The organism is Endozoicomonas sp. ONNA2 (assembly GCF_024606365.1).
Lineage (GTDB): Bacteria > Pseudomonadota > Gammaproteobacteria > Pseudomonadales > Endozoicomonadaceae > Endozoicomonas.
This window is the reverse complement of record NZ_JAHHPO010000725.1, coordinates 1-1433: the sequence shown is the minus strand read 5'-3', so window position 1 is coordinate 1433 and position 1433 is coordinate 1. Positions and strand designations below refer to the sequence as shown.

Annotated in this window: 2 protein-coding genes; both read left to right on the top strand. The window is 46.5% G+C overall.

Annotation, left to right across the window (positions count from 1 at the left end):
- The first annotated feature begins 19 nt into the window (after positions 1–19).
- Positions 20–241 carry a hypothetical protein gene (locus tag KDK14_RS12815; RefSeq protein ID WP_257265534.1) on the top strand — a complete coding sequence of 74 codons (222 nt, stop codon included), beginning with the start codon at positions 20–22 and terminating at the stop codon, positions 239–241.
- Positions 234–1109, top strand: a complete 876-nt coding sequence (locus KDK14_RS12810) for a DeoR/GlpR family DNA-binding transcription regulator (RefSeq protein WP_257265533.1) — start codon at positions 234–236, stop codon at positions 1107–1109. Before KDK14_RS12815 ends, KDK14_RS12810 begins: the two co-directional genes overlap by 8 nt.
- Positions 1110–1433: the final 324 nt, after the last annotated feature.

Sequence of the window (1433 nt, the reverse complement as noted above, 5' to 3'; positions counted from 1 at the left end):
CCACCCTCAGAGATGAAAAATGGTTAAGCAAAATATTTTTCACGGCAAAGAGCACAAAGGAAAAGAAAAGCTCTTCTTAGTGCTCTTTGTGTGCCTTGTGGTTCCATCGCAGGGAGCCTTAAAGCCTACGTATGGCAAGGCTTTCACTCTTAAGTCCGTGCCATTGCCATTAATCACTTCTGCATTGGAGCGCTATCAGTTCATCAGAACCCTGTCAGCCCCTCTTGCAGAAGATGACTAGCGCTATACTGCAAGCATTATTACCGTTGGTCGAGTCCTGCAAACCTGATGATCAACAGGGCAAACTGATCATGCTCCTTTTAACCAGCAGAATTAGAGGTACAACGATGCTCCCGGTTGAACGTCGAGAAAATATTCTTGCTTTTGTTGAAGAAAAAGGATGCGCCAACATCGAAGAGATGGCCGAACGTTTCGATGTATCCCAAATGACCATCCGTCGTGATATTCGTACCCTGGAGCAAGAAGACAAGCTGCGCGTGACCTATGGCGGAGCCGTGTCCAAAAGCTTTCTAATGGAAGATATTCCCTACGAAAAGAAAAACGCGGTGAATATAGAAGAGAAAAAATCCATCGCCCATGAAGCCCTGAAGCAGATTCGCGAAGGGCAGATTGTTCTGTTGGACTCCGGCACCAGTACAATGGCCCTGGCCAAGCTGATGATGCGCATGAAGGTCACTGTGATCACCACTGACCTGAAAATTGCCCTGCAGCTGTCAGACTCTTCAACGGTCAAGGTATTCACCACCGGTGGTATCGTCAGCGCTATTACCAAGGCACACACGGACGTTGCTGCACTGTCATTTTTGGACAGTATTAATGCGGATATCGCCTTCCTGGCCACCAACAGCTGGAGCCTGAACAATGGCGTGACCACGGCCTCCAACGATCACTACTATGTCCGTCGCAAAATGATGGAACGGGCCAATAAAACCGTATTGCTGGCGGATTCCAGTAAATTTGGCGCCTCCAGCATGAAAACCATTGCCCGTCTCGAAGAGCTGGATTGCATTATCACCGACAGCAAGTTTGATGAAGAAAATCTGGCGGCGATTCGCGCAGCCGGTGGCAATATCATTCTGCCATCCTGATCAGATAGCGTTTTTCGGGAGCCTTGTGGCTTCCTTTTTGCCGTAAAAATCCCTGACTCCAGCCAGCTATTATTGCAGGGAACAACCATTCCCGATTGAGTTGCCAACTTTCTTCTTACTGCGTTACACAAGTTATCTTCTAAAAAATCTCCAGGTTGGGAACGTAAATAATTGATGCAGGATTGCTCGAATTCGGTCCATTCTTGAGTGCCAACTATTTTGAATTTATGAATCAAAGCTTCAGATGAGGTTTCACGATTGATACTTGATATAAGTAGTTAACCAAATGAAATCATATTTTCTGACTAAGTGGCCAGTCACTCT